This window comes from Vescimonas coprocola, assembly GCF_018408575.1.
Classification (GTDB): Bacteria; Bacillota; Clostridia; order Oscillospirales; family Oscillospiraceae; genus Vescimonas; species Vescimonas coprocola.
Map to the genome: position 1 here is coordinate 551,837 of NZ_AP023418.1, position 16,050 is coordinate 567,886.

Here is a 16,050-nt window from a genome sequence, read left to right on the forward strand (position 1 = left end):
GACGCTTTTATCCGCAGAGTTTTTCCTCACAGGGGCCTTCTGCCCGCAGGGGGCAGTCTCATTCCATCTGATTGTATCACAGTTTGAAAAAAATACAATCTTTTCATACAATATTTGATGAAAATTTCCCTCCGCCCCGGAAGCTGATCCCGCACCGGAACTATTCCGCCGGGGAGGGTACCCCGTGGTCGGATACGGCACCCCCCGTGGCCGGGTACGGATATCCCCCTGCCGGGAAGGGCAGGGGGATACGGAACATACTCAGGCGAAGAACTGGCTCAGCAGGGACAGCACCTCCGTCTTGCCGTCGCCCTTCTCGGCGGAGAAGGGGACCAGCGGCGTGTCGGGGGAAAGCTCCAGCGTCTGGCGGATGACCTCCAGATTTGGCTCTACTTCCCGCTTTTTCAGCTTGTCCACCTTGTTGGCCACCACCAGCATGGGGCAGCCTGCCTCTTTGAACCAATTGCACATGGTCACGTCGTCCGCAGAGGGCTTGTGCCGGGCGTCCACGATGAGGACTCCCAGCGAGATAAGCCCCGGCTCCTGAAAGTAGCTCTCCATCAGGCGGCCCCAGCGATCCCGCTCCTCCTTGCTGACCTTGGCATAGCCGTAGCCGGGCAGGTCGGTAAAGTAGAGCTTGCCGTCGATGCGGAAGTAGTTCACCTGAGAGGTCTTGCCGGGGGTAGCGCCCACCCGTGCGAAGTTCTTCCGGTTCAGCAGCCGGTTGATGACGGAGGACTTGCCCACGTTGGAGCGTCCGGCAAAGGTCACCTGGGGCCGCCCGTCCCGGATAAAGGCGTTTTGGGTGGTGGCGGACAGCACGAACTCCGCCTTGTTGAAGTTGATGGTCATGATGGCCTCCTTCTCTGACTGCCTCAGACCCGCAGGGCCGGGGCAGCCGGTTCCATGGGCAGGGCGGTCATATGCTCCACCGCCGACACGGCAGGGGAGGGGACCAACGCCGCCGCAAACACCTGATCCACGCTCTCCACCGGCACGAAGTGCAGGGCCGCCCGGACGGTCTGGTCGATCTCCTCCAGATCCTTGACGTTGTCCTTGGGGAGGATCACCGTGCGGATGCCGCTGCGGAGAGCGGCCATGGTCTTTTCCTTCAGTCCGCCGATGGGCAGCACCCGGCCCCGCAGCGTCACCTCGCCGGTCATGGCCACATCGCCCCGGACCTTCCGTCCCGTCAGAGCGGAGAGCATGGCGGTGGTGATGGCGATGCCGGCGGAGGGGCCGTCCTTAGGCACCGCCCCCTCCGGGAAGTGGACGTGGATGTCACGGGTCTTGTAAAAGTCCTTCTCGATGCCCAGCTCGCCGCACCGGCTCCGCAGGCACGTCAGCGCCGCCCGGACGGACTCCTGCATGACGGTACCCAGATTGCCGGTGAGCTCCAGCTTGCCGGAGCCCTCCATGACGCCGGCCTCCACCTCCAGAATTTCGCCGCCTACCTCGGTCCAGGCCAGACCGTTCACCACGCCCACCTGATTCCGTGTGCTATGTACGCCGTCCTGATAACGCACCACGCCCAACAGCTCCCGCAGGGAGTCGGGGGTCACATTCACCCGCTTCTCCCCACCGTCCACCAGACGCATGGCGGTCTTGCGGCACACCTTGCCCAGCTGCCGCTCCAACAGCCGAACGCCGGATTCTCTGGTATAGCCGGAGATGATCTGCCGGATGGCGTCGTCCGACAGGCGCAGCTGGGTCTTTTTCAGCCCATGCTCCTTCATCTGCCGGGGCAGCAGATAGCGCTTGGCGATCTGCAGCTTCTCCTCGTCGGTGTAGCTGGTGAGCTCGATGACCTCCATCCGGTCCAGCAGGGGCCGGGGAATGGTGGAGGTGGTGTTGGCGGTGGTGATGAACAGTACCTGACTCAGATCCACCGGGATCTCCAGATAGTGATCCCGGAAGGCGTAGTTCTGCTCGCTGTCCAGCACCTCCAGCAGGGCGGAGGCGGGGTCGCCCCGCATATCGCTGCCCAGCTTGTCGATCTCGTCCAGCACCAACAGGGGATTCATGGAGCCGCTGCGGGAGATGGCGTCGATGATGCGGCCCGGCATGGCGCCGATGTAGGTCTTGCGGTGACCCCGGATGTCCGCCTCGTCCCGGACGCCGCCCAGACTCAGCCGGGCCATCTTCCGGTGCAGGGCCTTGGACACCGACAAGGCGATGGAGGTCTTGCCCACGCCGGGAGGCCCCACCAGACAGAGAATTTTCCCCTTGGAGTCGGGGCTCAGCTGCCGCACCGCCACGAACTCCAGAATACGCTCCTTCACCTGCTCCAGACCGAAGTGATCCCGGTCAAGGATGCGCCGGGCCTGCGCCACGTCTGCCCGGTCACGAGTGTACTTGCCCCACGGCAGCTCCAGACACACGTCCAGATAGTTGCGGATGACGGAGCCCTCGGCGCTGCCGAAGGGCTGCTTGGCCAGCCGGTCTACCTCTTTCATGAGCTTGCGGTGCAGCTCCTCCGGCAGGTGCAGGGCGGTGATGCGGGCCTCATAATCCGACAGCTCCTCGTCGCCGTCCTCTCCCAGCTCGTGCTGCAGCACCTTCAGCTGTTCCCGGAGGATCATATCCTTCTGGACCTGCGCCACCCGCTGGCGCACCTTCTGCTCCATCTCGAACTCCAGACCCATGACGTCCACCTCGTGGGTGAGGATGTCATTGACCAGCTGGAGCCGCTTCACCGGGTGCAGTTGATCCAGTACCCGCTGCCGGTCCTGATGCCGCAGGGTCAGGTTCTGGGCGATGAAATCCGCCAGACGGCCGGGGTCACGCTGATCCAGCACCTGCGCCACCACCTCGTCGGACAGCTGGGGGGACAGCTCCTTATAGGCGCCGAAGATGGAGTAGGTCTGCCGCAGCAGAGCCTCCGTGTGAGAGGTGCTTCGGTAGGGGGCATCCTCCAGCAGCTCTACATTGGCCTGCAAAAACGGGGAGGTTTGCCACAGACGATGCAGTCTCGCCCGCTGCTCACCCTCCACCAGCACCCGTACCGTAGTCTCGGAGGTCTTGATGATCTGGAGCACATGGCACACCGTGCCGATCTCGTAGAGATCCTGCTCCTCTGGCTCGGAGACGCCGATCTTCCGCTGCGTCACCAGAAACAGACGACGGTCGCCCTCCATAGCGTTGTCCAGCGCAAAAATGGAAATCTCCCGCTCCACGTCGAAGCTTACAGTTTCGCCGGGGAAGGCGGTCATGCCCCGCAGCGCCAGAACGGGGATATTGATGGTATTCATAACTGGTCTCCTTTGCTGTGGAAAAGAGGAGAGACGAACGGGTTCGCCTCTCCTCATGATTCGTTAGGATGCCGGGGCGGAGGGATCGTGCTCCGCCTTGCCGTCACGGGTGCGGCCGGGCCGCTCCGTGCGCTGGGGATCACGGGTGATCTCCGGCTCTCCGGTCTTTAGGACTGCCTCCGGTGTGATGGTCACACGGGTGATGGTGGGGTCAGAGGGGATCTCGTACATGATCCTGGTGAGAAGTCCCTCCATCACGGCCCGCAGGCCACGTGCGCCGATGTTCCGCTGAATGGCCTGATCGGCCACGGCGTCCAGCGCCTCCGGCTGGAATACCAGCTCCACATCGTCATACTCCAGCAGCTTCTGATACTGCTTCACCAGTGCGTTTTTCGGCTGGGTGAGGATCTGTACCAGATCATCCCGGCCCAGACCGTTGAGGGTCACCATCACCGGCATACGGCCTACCAGCTCCGGGATGATGCCGAATTTCAGCAGATCGTGGGGCTGGACCTCCTTCAGCAGCTGGCCCGTCCGGCGCTCAGCCTTGCTCTCCACCACGGCGTCGAAGCCGATGCCCTTGCGGTCGGTGCGCTGCTCGATGATCTTCTCCAGACCGTCGAAGGCGCCGCCGCAGATGAAGAGGATGTTGTGGGTGTCGATCTGGATGAACTCCTGATGGGGGTGCTTGCGCCCGCCCTGAGGCGGCACGTTGGCCACGGTACCCTCCAGAATTTTCAGCAGTGCCTGCTGCACGCCCTCGCCGGACACGTCACGGGTGATGGAGGTGTTCTCGCTCTTGCGGGCGATCTTGTCGATCTCATCCACATAGATGATGCCCCGCTCTGCCAGTTCCACATCGAAATCCGCCGCCTGCAAAAGCCGCAGCAGGATGTTCTCCACGTCGTCGCCCACATAGCCCGCCTCGGTGAGGGTGGTGGCATCGGCAATGGCAAATGGCACCTTCAGCACACGGGCCAGCGTCTGGGCGAACAGCGTCTTGCCGGAGCCGGTGGGGCCGATCATGAGGATGTTGCTCTTCTGCAGCTCCACATCCTCGCCGCCGCCGAAGAAAATGCGCTTATAGTGGTTGTATACCGCCACCGACAAAGCCACCTTGGCATCCTCCTGCCCGATGACGTACTGATCCAGCACCTCCCGGATCTCACGGGGGGTGGGCAGCTGATCCATCGTCTGCACGTCCTCCCCCATGCCGGGGGTGTAGCCGTCGTCCAGAATGGACATACACAGCTGAACGCACTCGTCGCAGATGCGAACGCCGCCGGGGCCCTGGATCATGCGATGTACCTGCCCCTCCGGCTTGCCGCAGAAGGAGCAGCGCAGATTTTTCTTGTCTTCTGCCATGATTTACCTCTTGAAAATGACCTTGTCCACCAGACCGTAGTCACGGGCCTCCTCAGCGGTCATCCAGTTGTCCCGCTCGGAGTCCAGCTTCACCTGCTCCGGGGTCTTGCCGGTGTTTTCGGAGAGGATCTTGTTCATCCGCTGCTTGATCTTCAGAAAATGCTCCACGTCGATCTCCATATCCGTGACCTTACCCTGGGTCCCGGCGGAGGGCTGGTGGATCATCACCTCGGCATTGGGCAGGGCGATGCGCTTGCCCTTGGCCCCGGAGGACAGCAGGAAAGCGCCCATGCTGGCCGCCATGCCGATGCAGATGGTGGACACGTCGCACTTGATATACTGCATGGTGTCGTAGATGGCCATACCCGCCGTCACAGAGCCGCCGGGGCTGTTGATGTACATCTGGATGTCCTTGTCGGGGTCCTGTGCCTCCAGATACAGCAGCTGTGCCACCACCAGACTGGCTGTGGTATCATTGACCTCTTCGCCCAGGAAGATGATGCGGTCATTGAGCAGCCGGGAGAAAATGTCGTAGGAACGCTCGCCCCGGTTGGTCTGCTCCACAACATAAGGAACTAAACTCATAAAATATGCCTCCTGTACAGATAGATGTTCAAAGTATACCCGCCCGTTTGTGATTTTAGCAGAATGCGCCGGTTTTATTCGGCAGTCTCCTCCGCCTTATCTTCTTTCTTCTCCTCCGCCTCGGGGGCCACGGCCACGGCGCTGTCCGCCACCAGCTTGACCACCTTCTCACGGATGACCTGCTCCCGCACCTGAGCGGCGGGCAGATACTTCTTCACGGACTCCAGATCCATGCCGTACTTGTCGGCCAGCTTCTGCATCTCGGCGTTCACCTCGTCGTCGGTGGCCTCCAGACCCTCGGCCTTGATGATGGCCTCCACGGCCAGATCCATGCGGACCTGCTCCTGAGCGGGGCCGTGGGCCTGAGACAGGAAGTCGGCCTCGGTGGTGCCGGTCATCTTCAGATACTGGTCAAAGGGGATGCCCTGAGAGGCCAGCTGCTGCTTGAAGTTGTTGGCCATCTGCTCAGCCTGCAGATTCACCATGGCATCGGGGATATCGCAGGTGATGCCCTCGGCCACCTTCTGCATCAGCACGTCCTCGAAGGCCCGCTGAGCGGACTCCTTGCGCTCCCCGGTGATCTTCTTCTTCAGATCGGCCTTCAGCTCCTTCAGGGTGTCGAACTCGGAGACGTCCTTGGCAAACTCGTCGTCCATGGCGGGGATCTCCTTGACCTTCACCTCGTTGACCTTCACATGGAACACAACGGGCTTGCCGGCCAGCTCGGGGGTATAGTTTTCGGGGAAGGTGATGTCGATATCCTTCTCCTCACCGGCCTTCATGCCGACGAGCTGATCCTCAAAGCCGGGGACAAAGCTGCCGGAGCCGATCTCCAGATCGAAGTTCTCGCCCTTGCCGCCGTCGAAAGCCACGCCGTTGTCGAAGCCCTCGAAGTCGATGGTGGCGGTGTCGCCCTTCTTCACGGCACGCTCCACGCTCACCAGACGGCTGTTGCGCTCGGCCATCTCCTTGAGACGGGCGTTGACGTCGGCGGCCATGACCTTCACCTCGGCACGGGGGGCCTCCAGACCCTTGTACTGGCCCAGCGTCACCTCGGGATACACCGCCACGGTGCACTGAAAGACCACGCCGTCCTTGCCGCAGGACTCCAGCTCCACCTGGGGATAGCCCACGACCTCCAGCTTCTGCTCCTGCACGGCGGCCTCATAGGCGTCGGGCAGCACGATATTCACAGCCTCCTCGTAAAAGACCTCAGCGCCGTACATTCCCTCGATGATCTTGCGGGGAGCCTTGCCGGGGCGGAAGCCGGGGACGTTCATCTTGCCACGCATCTGCAGATAGGCCTTGTTGACAGCCTTCTCGAATTCTTCTGCGCCGACCTCGATGGTCAGCTTGACCTGGCTCTTTTCCAGATTTTCACAGGACTTTACACTCATTTTGACTTTTCCTCCGTTCAGCATTCATTTATAATCAATGCAATTTTATATAATACCAGAAAACAATTTCAATTTCCACACCTTTTTTGCATCATTCGCAAATTTTTTTGGGAACAAATTTCAGATAGTCCGCCGACACCAGCGAAAACTCCGTTCCATCCCACATTCCCTCGATGGCCCGGCGGTGGGAAGCGCCGTGCAGATGGCCGTAGCAGCACAGCTTCACGCCGTACTCCTTCAGCAGCCGCAGGATCTCCGGGCAGCGGTAGCCCTGATACAGGGGCGGATAGTGGAGAAACACCAGCTTCTCGTGCTCCCCCGCCGCCTTCAGGGAGGTCTCCAGCCGGCCGATCTCCCGCAGCAGCACCTTTTCGTCGTGGGTCCCCTGGTTGTCCAGCTCGTAAAACCACCCACGGGTGCCGCACAGGGCCAGCTCTCCGTAGAACTTACAGTTGTTGTGGAGAATTTCCATGGTGGTCAGCTCATGCTCCCGGAAGAACCGCTCCATCTTGGCGGCGGTGTTCCACCAGTAGTCGTGGTTGCCCTTGAGCAGATACTTCTTCCCCGGCAGGGCGTCGATGAACCGGAAGTCCTCCAGCGATTCCTCCAGACTCATGCCCCAGGACAGGTCGCCGCACAGCACGGTGACGTCCTCCGGTCTCAGAGCGGAGAAGGCCTCCTTCAGCCGGGACACATAGTCCTGCCAGCCGTCTCCGAAGATCTCCATGGATTTGTTGGAATTGAGGGACAGATGCAGATCCCCCAGAGCATACAGCGCCATGCGCCGCCTCCTCTCCCGATTTTATATCAGCCGCCGCAGATTGTTCCAGAACAGATCCTCCAGCAGCGACTGGGGATAGCCCCGGTCCGCCAGCGCCTGCCACAGCAGCGGCACATCCTCCAGACCCCGCATCCCGCCGGCCAGCAGCTCGCAGCCGTCCATGTCGCCGCCCAGACACAGAGACCTTTCCCCGTCCAGCTCCAGAAAATGCTCCACATGGCGCACCAGACCCTCTATGGTAGGGTCCTCTCCCACAAAGTGCTGGTAGTAGTTGAGCCCTGCCACGCCGCCGCTGTCCCGGATGGCCCGGAACATATCGTCGGTGAGGTTGCGCCGGTGGGGGCAGACGGCCCGGCTGTTGGAGTGGGAGGCCACCACAGGCCGCCGGGAAAGACGCACCACGTCCCAGAAGCCCGCATCCGACAGATGGGACACGTCTATGTAGATGGACAGCTCCTCCATCCGCCGCAGGAAGTCCCGGCCATAAGCGGTCAGTCCCTGCTCCGGCTGCTGGGCATTGGAGCCGGAGAGACGGTTGGCGTAGTTCCACACCGGGTTCAGCAGCCGCACGCCCCAGTCATAGGCAGTGTCCAGCCGCCGGATGTCGCAGTCCAGCAGCTCGGCGCCCTCGATGCTCAGCAGCGCCGCCGCCTTGCCTTGCCCCACGGCCTCGTCCACCTCCGCCCCGGTGCGGCAGGGGAGGATGCGCTCCCGGTTCTCCTCCATCTCCCGCAGGAACCGCTGGTGGAGCAGAACGCCCTGCTCCGGCATGGAGCTGCCCTCCGGCACCAGCTGGGGGCTCTGGTATAGGGCAAAAAACTGGGCATAGCGGGCAAAGCCCCCGGCCCGCTCCAGATCGATGTGTCCGCCGCTGCGGCGCAAATTACCCGCAATGTCGTAGAAGGCCCGCAGCTCCGGGTCCCGAAAGAGCGTCCCCGCCGTGTGGCAGCGGTGGATGGTGTCGCAGTGTGCGTCAAAATAGGGAATCGTATGTATCACCTCAAAATGCGTTTTCGATGTATTCTATGTGGGTGGCGGAGAGGGAGTGCGCCCCGTCGGTATAGACCTCTGCCACGTCGAAGCGGACGGGGCAGTCCAGCCCCTTTTCCATCAGATAGAAAGCCGCCGTTTTGCGGATGCGCTCCTGCTTGGCGGCGGTGACGTACTCTCTGGGCAGGCCGCAGGCCAGATTGCTGCGGGTCTTGACCTCCACAAAGCACAGCACGCCGCCCTTGCGGGCGATGAGGTCGATCTCCCCGAACCGGCAGTGATAGCTGTGAGCCAGCAGCTCATAGCGCCTGCGCCGCAGATAGTTGGCGATCTGGGCCTCGCCCCATACGCCCTCCGCCCGGCTCATGTGCGCCGCTCCTTCCACTTGGTGAGAAAGCTCATCCGGTGCTCCGGACATGGTCCGTATCGGTCCAGCATGGCGTAGTGCAGCTTGGTGCCGTAGCCCTTATGCCTGGCGAACTGATACTGCGGATACAGAGAGTCCAGTACCCGGCACACATACCGGTCCCGACTCACCTTGGCCAGTATTGAGGCTGCGGCAATGGACGCCGAGCGCCCGTCCCCGCCCACCACCGTCTCATGGGGTGTGGTGATGGCGGCGGATCGCCCGTGATCCCGGTTGCCGTCGATGAGGGCATAATCCGCCGGGATCGCCAGAGCGTTGATGGCCAGCTGCATGGCCTTCATCCGTGCGCTGAGGATGTCCGTTGCGTCGATCTCCTCTGCACTGACGGAGGCCACCGCCCACGCCGCCGCCTGTTGGCAGATGACGTCGAACAGCACCTCCCGCTTCTTCTCCGTCAGCTTCTTGCTGTCGTCAAGGCCGGGGATGCAGCCGTCCACCGGCAGGATCACCGCCGCTGCGTATACCGGCCCCATCAGCGGCCCGGCCCCTGCCTCGTCGCAGCCGCACACGGCGGCGCAGCCACGGGCCATGGCGGCCTTTTCCAGCGAGAAGTCCGTCATGTGGCGTCCTCCACCGTCTCCAGTGTGAAGCGGCCCAGCTTGCCGCCCCGGAACTCGTCTAACAGGATGCGGGCCATGCGCTCGGTATCCACCTGCGCCCCCCGCATGAGAAAGCCCCGCTTGCGCCCGGCCTTCTCCAGCAGGTCATACCCGCTGTCCTCCGGCTCCACGGCGATCTTATACCGCTCCTCCAGCACCGAGGTATAGTGCTGTCCCAGATACTCCATGAGATAGCAGGCCAGCTCCTCGATGTCCAGCACGTCGTCCTTGATGGCCCCGGTGAAGGCCAGACGCTTGCCCACCTCCGGGTCGTCGAACTTGGGCCACAGGATACCCGGCGTGTCCAGCAGCTCCAGCGTGCTGTCCACCGGCACCCACTGCTTGCTGCGGGTGACGCCGGGCCGGTCCTCGGCTTTTGCGGTCTTGCGGCGGGCTACTTTATTGATAAAGGTGGATTTTCCCACGTTGGGGATGCCCAGCACCATGACCCGCACCACACGGCCCACCTGCCCCTTCTGAGCATAGGCCTCCAGTTTATCCCGCAGCAGCTCCCGCACGGCGGCGGCGAACTGGGCGGTGCCGGCGCCGCCCTTGGCGTTGGCCTCCAGCACGGCATAGCCCTTCTCCCGGAAGTAGGCAGCCCAGCGCCGGGTCTGGCCGGGATCGGCCTGATCCACCCGGTTCAGCACCACCAGACGGGGCTTGCCCGCCGTCAGCTCGTCCACATCCGGGTTCCGGCTGGCCAGCGGGATGCGGGCATCCAGAATTTCGCATACAGCGTCCATATGCCCGATCTCGGCGGCGATCATCCGCCGGGTCTTGGTCATGTGACCGGGGAACCAGCTCAGGCTCTCTACCTGCATCTGTCTCACACCTTTCTTCGTTGGATATTTACCTTCTGATCCAGGCTATCATATCACATCCGCCGCCCCCTGTCCAGCGCAGAAACCCCTGTCCCGTTCCTCCGGAGGGCATCAAGCTTTTTCTTGAAAAGCGGTGGGCCATCTGGTATAATGTAAAAAATCAACAGGGAGGGCTCCGGTATGAAGAAAGCGGTATACTATATCCTGCTGGCAGTATTCATAGGTGTATTTCTCTTTGCAGCCTATCAGATCGGCAGCTATATGCTGGAAAAGCACAAGAGCGACGAGGTGCTGAAGGATGCCGGCAAATACGTCTACATCCCGGACCTGAGCAGCGATGAGGAGCCGGAAGGGGAGCCGGAGCAGGTCTACGTGGACTTTGCGGCGCTGGAAGGCGTCAACAGCGACATCGTGGCGTGGCTCTACGGGGCGGACACGGGCCTGAACTACCCCATCGTGCAGGCGGAGGACAACGACTACTATCTCTATCGCCTGCTGGACGGCACATGGAACAAGAACGGCACCATCTTCATGGACTACGTCAATCGCTCGGACTTCTCCGACCAGAATACGCTGGTCTACGGCCATCACATGAAGTCCGGCGCCATGTTCGGCGCACTGGTGCAGTATAAGAAGCAGGAGTTCTACGACGCCCACCCCTATCTGTATCTCTACACTCCCCAGCAGAGCTACCGGCTGGACCTGATCGCCGGGTCCGTGGTGGACTATGACGACGCCGTGTACTCCACGGTGCTGTCGGCAGATACGGTGAGTGCGCTGGTGCGCTCGTCCCGGTTCGAGTCCAAGACGCCGGTGCCAGAGGACCTCTCCAGCGCCCATTTGGTGACCCTCTCCACCTGCTCGTATGAGTTTGAAGATGCCCGGTTTGTGGTGGTGGGTGTCCTGACCGCCATCGATCCGGTGGCGGCCCCCACCGGAAGCGGCGAATAATGTCCCCTGCGGTAGAGCGTAAGCCCTACCGCAGCTTTTTTATCCCATTGTTCACAGGAAGTTTACACGCCCCGCCCCGGCGGGAATTGACAATAACGGACAGACTGTCTATAATTGACCATAGAGAAATGGGGAGGGATGAAAATGCTTTCGACCAAGGTACACAAGGCTCGGCAGCTGGCGTCACACGCCCTGCCTCTGACACGGCGCATCCTGTCGCTGGGGAAGGGACTTCTCCACAAGGTGACGGGTCTGGCGGGCCGGCTATTGGGTACTGTGGGCCGCTGCGTCCGGCAGGTGACGGATTATCTGCTGGAGAGCAAGGCCGTGCGGCTGCTGCTGAAGCTCACCATGATCGTCTCCGCTGTGGCCACGGTGCTCACGGGACTGGGCTATCTGCTGTGCAGCAAACGCCAGCGCAGCTGAACAGGTAAAAAGCGGGAGGCGCTGCGGCGTCTCCCGATCTATTAGAAAAGAGGAATCAACTATGGAAAGAAAAGAATTTCAGGCGGAGTCCAAGCGTCTGCTGGAGCTGATGATCCACTCCATCTACACCCATAAGGAGATCTTCCTGCGGGAGATCTTGTCCAACGCCTCCGACGCCATCGACAAGCTGTGCTACCGCTCCCTGACGGATGAGCAGGTGGGCATGAAGCGGGAGGATTTCGCCATCACCATCCGCCCCGATCAGGAGGCCCGCACCCTCACCGTCAGCGACAACGGCATCGGCATGAACGATACCGATCTGGAGCAGAATCTGGGCGTCATCGCCTCCAGCGGTACCTTCCAGTTCCGTCAGGAGCTGGATAAGGACGCCGAGAGCGACGTTATCGGCCAGTTCGGTGTGGGCTTCTACTCTGCCTTCATGGTGGCCGACCACATCACCGTCGTCACCCGGAAGTACGGTGATGAGCAGGGGTGGCGCTGGGAGTCCGACGGCGTGGAGGGCTATACCATCGAACCCTGCCGGAAGGACACTGTGGGTACGGATATCATCATGCACCTGAAGGCCGACGAGGAGCCGGAGGAGTACAGCCAGTACCTGCAGGAGCACACCCTCCAGCGTCTGGTGAAGAAGTACTCCGACTATATCCGCTTCCCCATCCGTATGGAAATGACCCGCTCCAAGCGCAAGGAGGGCTGTCCGGAGGACAAGCCGGAGTATGAGGAGATCAAGGAGTGGGAGACCCTCAACAGCATGGTCCCCCTGTGGCAGCGGAAGAAGAGCGAGGTCACACGGGAGGAGTACGACAAGTTCTATCAGGAGCACTTCGGGGATTTCGCTCCGCCCCAGTCGGTGATCACCGTCTCTGCGGAGGGGGCCGTTACCTATAAGGCCCTGCTGTTCATTCCCTCCCAGCCCTCCGGCCAGTACTATACCGAGGACTTCGAGCCGGGCCTGCAGCTGTATTCCAGCGGCGTGATGATCATGGATAAGTGCGCCGATCTGCTGCCGGAGTGCTTCAACTTCGTCCGTGGTGTGGTGGACTCCCCGGATCTGAGCCTGAACATCTCCCGTGAGCTGCTGCAGCACGACCGCCAGCTGAAGGTCATTTCCAACAATCTGGAGAAGAAGATCCGCAGCGAGCTGGAGCGGATGCTGAAGGACGACCGGGAGGGCTATGAGAAGTTCTACCGCAGCTTCGGCCGCCAGCTGAAGCTCAGCGCCCTGAACAACTACGGCGCCATGAAGGAGAAGCTGCAGGATCTGCTGCTGTTCTACTCCTCCACCCAGAAGAAGCTGGTGACGCTGGGTGAGTACGTCTCCCGGATGCCGGAGGAGCAGAAGTATATCTATTACGCCTCCGGCGACAGCGTGGAGGCGGTGGATCATCTGCCCCAGACGGAGCTGCTGAAGGACCGCAGCATGGAGATCCTGTACTTCACCGATAAGACCGACGAGTTCATCCCCGATATCTTCCGCACCTACGGCGACAAGGCATTCCGCTCCGCCGTAGATGGCGATCTGGAGCTGGGGGACGAGAAGCAGCCGGAGACGGCGGATCATCAGGAGACGCTGGATTTTCTGAAGGAGACCTTGGGTAGCCGGGTGGATCAGGTGAAGGCCTCCAGCAAGCTGAAGTCCCATCCCGTCTGCCTTACCAGCGGCGAGGGCATGACCTTCGAAATGGAGAAGTACTTCGCCGCCGTGCAGCCAGACCTCGCCCTGAAGGCCAAGCGTATTCTGGAGGTGAACGTGGAGCATCCCGCCTTCGCCGCTCTGGAGTCCGCCCGCATCACGGACCCCGACCGGGCCAAAAAGTATGCCGAGATTCTGCTGAATCAGGCCATGCTCATTGCGGGTCTGCCGCTGGAGAATCCCTCCGACTATACGGATTTGCTCTGCTCCCTGTGGAAGTGATCCACAAAATACCAAAAGGACGCCGGCTAAGCGACCGGCGTCCTTTTTATCTCGTGCTCAGCGGTAGCGCACGGGTATAGCGCCCCATGGCGGAGGCAGCATAGAGGGCCGTCAGCACCTCTGCGATGGGCATGGCCAGCCATAGGCTCTCCGCCCCCGGCGGGGAGGGGAGAAATTTTAACTCCATGGGATCGCTCCCTTCCCAGAAAAAAAGCCGGATAAGGACAGACATTTCAGTCTGCGCCTTATCCGGCTGTCATTTCTCCGAAGGACTCGCCCTCCCAGCGAACACGGGGGATTGCAGCAGATGCCGATGGGGAAGTCAAGGACAGTGTTCTGCCGGTGCTGCATGGTGTTCTATCGGTGCTGCATGGTATTTTGAGGGTTGCTGCACCGGCGGTATTTAAGCTCAGCATCGACTGCTTACCGGAGCTGCACGGTGTTTGGCAGACACTGCAACCAGAGGGTCATAGGCTTTGTGCCGGGGTTTTTACAGGGCTTGACCTGTTCCTCCGGTGGAGGACTGCGGTGCGTCAGCGGCGGGAGCAGCTGCACGCTCCGGCGAGACGGCGTCCGCTGGGGCGGGGGAAATCTCCGGGGCGGATACATCCGGGGCGGAGGGGGACGGCTGACGCTCCTTGGCGGCGTCGGCCTTTCCGGCTTCATACGCCTCCCGGCGGGCGCTCTCCAGCGCCTGACGGTGGGCCTCCTCCGTCTGGCGGGCGGCCCTTTCCGTCCGGCGGCGCTCCACGCCCCGCTTGCAGACCTTGCACAGATGCCATACCGACCCGGCGGCTACAACGCCCAGTCCCACCCATCCGGAGGTGCGGATCTGCCAGAAGTCATGGATGGTGAAGCAGTCGCCGTACATTCCCAAATAATATAGCACCACGCCGCCGATGAGCAACAGGATGCACAGGATCAGGTCCAGCGCCGCCCGTACCCGGTGGGCCTGCCGCCGCAGAAAGAAGCAGATCAGCAGCACCACCGCCAGCAGAAACAGGGCGGGGGACTGGCAGTATAATATCTCGGTCATGGAAGCCTGCCCCTCTCTTTACAGGCAGTTCTTGCCACGGAGGATGTACTTGCCGTCGGGCCCGGCCAGCACGGTGCCGTGCTCCACTGCCAGACGGCCCCGGAGCCACACCTGCTGGATGGAGCCACGGGTGGTGAAGCCCTCGTAGGGGTTATAGTCCACGTTGGCCACCATGTCCGCCGCACGGATGACGTGATCCGCCAGCGGATCGTACACCACGATATCGGCGTCGGCCCCGGCCTGCAGGATGCCCTTCCGGGGGAACATCCCGTAGAGCTTGGCGGGATTCTCCGCCAGTACACGGCACATGGTGGCAAGGCTGATCTTCCGGGTGGTGACACCGGCGGTATAGATCAGCTCGCCACGGGTCTCCACCCCCGGCAGGCCGCCGGGAATTTTGGTGAAGTCTCCCCGGCCGGCGTCCTTCTGGGCCAGCGTAAAGGAACAGTGGTCCGTGGAGATGGTCTGAATTTCGCCACGGCGCAGGGCCATCCACAGGGCCTTCTGATCCTCTGCCTTGCGGATGGGGGGCGCACAGACGTAGCGGGCCGCCAGAGAGTAGTCGGGGTTATCATACACGCTGTCGTCCAGCAGCAGGTACTGGGGGCAGGTCTCGGCATAGACCTTCTGGCCACGCTTCCGGGCGGCCTCCACCTCCCGCAGGGCGGCGGCGTTGGTGAGGTGGACGATGACCACGGGGATATCCACCGCCTCAGCGATCCGCAGCAGGCGGCTCACGGCCTCCGCCTCCAGAAAGTCCGGACGGGTCCGGGGGTGGGAGGAGACACCCATTTCCCCGGCGGCCTTCTTTTCCTCGATGAGGGCGTCGATGACGCCGCTGTTTTCGCAGTGTACGCCGCAGATGCCGCCCTTCTCCTTCAGCTTTTTCAGGGCGTGGTACATGGCGTTGTCCCCGATCATCATGGCGGGATAGGTCATATACATCTTGAAGGAGGAGATACCGGCGGCGTACATATCGTCGATCTCCGCCTCGATCTTCGGGTTCCAGTCGTCGATGGTCATGTGGAAGCCGTAGTCGCAGCAGGTGCGGCCGTCGGCCTTCCGGTGCCACAGCTCCAGCCCGTGGTGCAGGCTCTCCCCCTTGTTGGGGCAGGCGAAGTCCACCACGGTGGTGGTGCCGCCCCGCAGGGCCGCCCGGGAGCCGGTGGTGAAATTGTCGGCAGTGGTGGTATTGCACACGTCCAGATCAAAATGGGTGTGGGCGTCGATGAAGCCGGGCATCAGCAGCATCCCGGTGACGTCGATGATCTGGTCGGCCTTGCGGGTGATGCTGCGGCCCACCTCCAGGATCTTTTCACCCTCCACCAGAATATCGGCACGGCGTGTCCCTCTGCCGGAGACAACGGTGCCGCCTCGAAACAGATACTTCATAGCTTGCACTCCCTTCCGAATTTGACACGAAACTAACCTATATTATAACAGAAAAAAACCAAAAAGCCACACCATTTTTCAGGGTCGTCC

At 61.8% G+C, this 16,050-nt stretch carries 16 protein-coding genes; 3 read left to right on the forward strand and 13 right to left on the reverse strand.

Annotation, left to right across the window (positions count from 1 at the left end):
• Nucleotides 1–261: 261 nt before the first annotated feature.
• The 10 genes from yihA to ylqF form a co-directional block, all read right to left on the reverse strand.
• Nucleotides 262–852 carry a ribosome biogenesis GTP-binding protein YihA/YsxC gene (gene yihA / locus KJS28_RS02770; protein ID WP_213541637.1) on the reverse strand — a complete coding sequence of 197 codons (591 nt, stop codon included), beginning with the start codon at nucleotides 850–852 and terminating at the stop codon, nucleotides 262–264.
• Nucleotides 853–875: 23 nt separating this feature from the next.
• Complete coding sequence (gene lon, locus KJS28_RS02775; protein ID WP_213541638.1) at nucleotides 876–3,251, reverse strand: endopeptidase La; 2,376 nt, start codon at nucleotides 3,249–3,251, stop codon at nucleotides 876–878.
• A gap of 63 nt (nucleotides 3,252–3,314) precedes the next feature.
• The gene (gene clpX, locus KJS28_RS02780; RefSeq protein ID WP_213541639.1) at nucleotides 3,315–4,616 is read right to left on the reverse strand and encodes an ATP-dependent Clp protease ATP-binding subunit ClpX; all 1,302 of its coding nucleotides are present in this window, start codon (nucleotides 4,614–4,616) and stop codon (nucleotides 3,315–3,317) included.
• A gap of 3 nt (nucleotides 4,617–4,619) precedes the next feature.
• Nucleotides 4,620–5,201 carry an ATP-dependent Clp endopeptidase proteolytic subunit ClpP gene (gene clpP, locus KJS28_RS02785; RefSeq protein WP_021858329.1) on the reverse strand — a complete coding sequence of 194 codons (582 nt, stop codon included), beginning with the start codon at nucleotides 5,199–5,201 and terminating at the stop codon, nucleotides 4,620–4,622.
• 74 nt (nucleotides 5,202–5,275) lie between these two features.
• Complete coding sequence (gene tig / locus KJS28_RS02790) at nucleotides 5,276–6,598, reverse strand: trigger factor (RefSeq protein ID WP_213541640.1); 1,323 nt, start codon at nucleotides 6,596–6,598, stop codon at nucleotides 5,276–5,278.
• 91 nt (nucleotides 6,599–6,689) lie between these two features.
• A complete protein-coding gene (locus tag KJS28_RS02795) occupies nucleotides 6,690–7,379 on the reverse strand; it encodes a metallophosphoesterase (RefSeq protein ID WP_213541641.1) in 690 nt (229 codons plus the stop codon).
• 21 nt (nucleotides 7,380–7,400) lie between these two features.
• On the reverse strand, nucleotides 7,401–8,378 hold the full coding sequence (locus tag KJS28_RS02800) for a dipeptidase (protein WP_213541642.1): 978 nt from the start codon (nucleotides 8,376–8,378) through the stop codon (nucleotides 7,401–7,403).
• A 1-nt stretch (nucleotide 8,379) separates the two neighbouring features.
• On the reverse strand, nucleotides 8,380–8,736 hold the full coding sequence (locus KJS28_RS02805) for a YraN family protein (protein WP_213541643.1): 357 nt from the start codon (nucleotides 8,734–8,736) through the stop codon (nucleotides 8,380–8,382).
• On the reverse strand, nucleotides 8,733–9,356 hold the full coding sequence (locus tag KJS28_RS02810) for a ribonuclease HII (protein WP_213541644.1): 624 nt from the start codon (nucleotides 9,354–9,356) through the stop codon (nucleotides 8,733–8,735). Before KJS28_RS02810 ends, KJS28_RS02805 begins: the two co-directional genes overlap by 4 nt.
• Nucleotides 9,353–10,219: a ribosome biogenesis GTPase YlqF gene (gene ylqF / locus KJS28_RS02815; protein ID WP_213542208.1), complete on the reverse strand. Its 867-nt coding sequence runs from the start codon at nucleotides 10,217–10,219 to the stop codon at nucleotides 9,353–9,355. Before ylqF ends, KJS28_RS02810 begins: the two co-directional genes overlap by 4 nt.
• Nucleotides 10,220–10,399: 180 nt before the next feature.
• Between ylqF and srtB the strand changes: the two genes are divergently transcribed.
• From srtB to htpG, 3 genes are all read left to right on the forward strand, one after another.
• A complete protein-coding gene (gene srtB / locus KJS28_RS02820; RefSeq protein ID WP_213541645.1) occupies nucleotides 10,400–11,170 on the forward strand; it encodes a class B sortase in 771 nt (256 codons plus the stop codon).
• Between the two features lie 144 nt (nucleotides 11,171–11,314).
• Nucleotides 11,315–11,596, forward strand: coding sequence for a hypothetical protein (locus KJS28_RS02825; RefSeq protein WP_213541646.1), 282 nt, complete (start codon nucleotides 11,315–11,317; stop codon nucleotides 11,594–11,596).
• A gap of 61 nt (nucleotides 11,597–11,657) precedes the next feature.
• Entirely contained in the window at nucleotides 11,658–13,532 is a 1,875-nt protein-coding gene (gene htpG, locus KJS28_RS02830; RefSeq protein ID WP_213541647.1) for a molecular chaperone HtpG, read from the forward strand.
• A gap of 46 nt (nucleotides 13,533–13,578) precedes the next feature.
• Here htpG and KJS28_RS02835 read toward each other — a convergent pair whose 3' ends face one another.
• The 3 genes from KJS28_RS02835 to hydA all read right to left on the reverse strand — a co-directional run bounded on the left by KJS28_RS02835 (nucleotide 13,579) and on the right by hydA (nucleotide 15,960).
• Nucleotides 13,579–13,719, reverse strand: coding sequence for a hypothetical protein (locus KJS28_RS02835; RefSeq protein WP_213541648.1), 141 nt, complete (start codon nucleotides 13,717–13,719; stop codon nucleotides 13,579–13,581).
• A 303-nt stretch (nucleotides 13,720–14,022) separates the two neighbouring features.
• Nucleotides 14,023–14,568, reverse strand: a complete 546-nt coding sequence (locus KJS28_RS02840; protein ID WP_213541649.1) for a hypothetical protein — start codon at nucleotides 14,566–14,568, stop codon at nucleotides 14,023–14,025.
• Nucleotides 14,569–14,586: 18 nt separating this feature from the next.
• Nucleotides 14,587–15,960 carry a dihydropyrimidinase gene (hydA, locus tag KJS28_RS02845; RefSeq protein ID WP_213541650.1) on the reverse strand — a complete coding sequence of 458 codons (1,374 nt, stop codon included), beginning with the start codon at nucleotides 15,958–15,960 and terminating at the stop codon, nucleotides 14,587–14,589.
• Nucleotides 15,961–16,050 lie beyond the last annotated feature (90 nt).